This is a genomic window from Streptomyces fuscigenes, assembly GCF_021556455.1.
Classification (GTDB): domain Bacteria; phylum Actinomycetota; class Actinomycetes; order Streptomycetales; family Streptomycetaceae; genus Streptomyces; species Streptomyces fuscigenes.
This window is the reverse complement of the sequence record NZ_JAKGCV010000690.1, coordinates 1-1,938: the sequence shown is the minus strand read 5'-3', so window position 1 is coordinate 1,938 and position 1,938 is coordinate 1. Positions and strand designations below refer to the sequence as shown.

2 protein-coding genes and 1 pseudogene are annotated in these 1,938 nt (G+C 73.7%); 2 read left to right on the top strand and 1 reads right to left on the bottom strand.

Going from position 1 to position 1,938, the window contains the following annotated elements; translation table 11 throughout:
• Positions 1 to 619, bottom strand: a pseudogene (locus tag L1885_RS29480) (hypothetical protein); the annotation flags it as partial.
• On the opposite strand from L1885_RS29480, the gene L1885_RS29475 reads away from it, so the two are divergent.
• Entirely contained in the window at positions 609 to 1,172 is a 564-nt protein-coding gene (locus L1885_RS29475; protein ID WP_372482050.1) for a polysaccharide deacetylase family protein, read from the top strand. The pseudogene L1885_RS29480 and the gene L1885_RS29475 sit on opposite strands and share 11 nt — an antisense overlap.
• A gap of 175 nt (positions 1,173 to 1,347) precedes the next feature.
• Positions 1,348 to 1,767 (top strand): nuclear transport factor 2 family protein, encoded by a 420-nt coding sequence (locus L1885_RS27780; protein ID WP_235799905.1) that lies wholly within the window; start codon positions 1,348 to 1,350, stop codon positions 1,765 to 1,767.
• Positions 1,768 to 1,938 lie beyond the last annotated feature (171 nt).

The following is a 1,938-nucleotide window of genomic DNA, read 5'->3' as shown; positions in this document are numbered from 1 at the left end:
AGGCCGGCTCCGACGCGGGGAAGGCCGGTGCCGCGGGCGTGGCGGGGGCGGCGGGAGTCGCCGCCACGAAGCAGGCGCCGGCGGGCGGGGCCGCCTCCGCGTCGCCGTCCGGGACGGCGTCCCCCTCGGCGAGTGCGCCGGAGTTCGGGAGCGCGTCGCCCTCCGGGTCGCGGTCCCCGTCCGGATCGGCGACGCACGCGGGAGCCGGCGCGTCCGCGTCCGGGTCCTCGTCGGCTTCCGCTTCGGCCTCGGCCCCGGCCTCGGGATCGGCTTCCGCTTCGGCCTCGGTCCCGACATCCGGATCGGCTCCCGCACGGAAATCGGCGTCTGCGTCGGCGTCCCCCCGGCAGCCGGGGACCAGGCCGGCCGCACGGCCCGCGCCCGGCCGGGCGGGCCCCGGGCATCCGGCCGCGGCGGGCGGGCTGTCCTCGTACGCGTACCGCCTCGCGACGACGGCGGCCGAGCGGCTGGCCACCGCGCGGAAGTGGGGGCTGACCGCGGCGCCGCTGATCCCCCCGGCGCCGCCCGCGGTCAAGCCGCACATCCCCACCCGCGCGGGGTTCGAGGCCGAGGACGGGGAGCCGGGCCTGCCGCCCGTCTTCACGCGCGTGCCGACCAAGGACAAGATCGTGTTCATCACGATCGACGACGGATCGGAGAAGGAGCCGCAGTTCGTCAAGATGATGTCGGAGCTGCGCGTCCCCTACAGCGCTTTCCTGAGCGACTACCTGATCAGTGACGACTACGGCTACTTCACCAAGGTGCGGGACTCCGGCGTCACCCTGAGCAACCACACCCTGACCCACCCGTACCTCCCCGGCCTCACCCACGAGCAGCAGGAGCACGAGATCTGCGGCCAGCAGGACAAACTGGCCAAGGAGTACGGCAGGCGCCCCACGCTGTTCCGGCCGCCCTACGGCAACTACACCGGTGACACCCTGCGCATCGCGAAGTCCTGCGGGATCAAGGCGATCCCGCTCTGGGAGAACGAGGCGTTCCCGACGCACATGGACTGGCGCGACGAGGACCGCTTCGAACCCGGCGACATCATCCTCACGCACTTCCAGGGCCGCTCCGAGTGGAGCGCGACGATGGTGGAGAACGTCAGGAATCTGATCCGGCGCATCACGGACCAGGGCTTCGCCGTCGCCAGGCTGGAGGACTACGTCTGATCCGCCGTCCGCCGTCCGCCGTCCGCCGTCCGCCGTCCGCCGTCCGCCGCCGGGCACCGGCGCGCCTCGGCCGCGACCCCGCTCCCGCCTCCCCGCCGCCCTGCCGCTCGCGCCGGGCGGGGGAGCGGGGTCGCGGCCTACGGTGGAGAGCGGAAGCGGAAGGGAGTGGTTCGCCATGGGCAGCGTGCGCGACGACCGGGCCGAGTTGTTCTCCAAGCTGGAGGACCCGGCCACGCACCACGAGTTCTTCGCCCGCGTCTCCGACGACGTGCACTGGACGGTGATGGGGACCCATCCCCTCGCCGGCCCGTACTTCAGCAAGAAGGCGTTCAAGGAGGCGACCTTCGACCGGCTGGCCCGGGTGATGAAGGAGGGCGTGCGGCTGAAGCTCCAGCGCCTGCACGTCGACGGCGACACGACGATCGTCGAACTGCTCGCCACGTCCGTGACGAACGACGGCGCCCCCTTCGACAACGAGTACTGCTGGGTCTGCCGGTTCGACGGCTCCGAGGCGGAGGCGAACATCATCGAGGTGCACGCCTACCTGGACTCGGCGATGGTGGCGTACGCGGTCACGCACAACGAACGGCGCTGATCCCGGACCGGGCCGGTCCCGGGGCCCGGGCCGCCCATCCGTTCCGGCGGGCGTCCCGAGGGCCGGGCCGCCCATGGGCTCCGGCCGTCCCTGGCCGGCCGTCCGTCCGGTCCGGTGCGGGCGGGTTCGCGCCGGGGCCCTCCCGGGGCGCGCGTGCCACGCGCCCGCGTA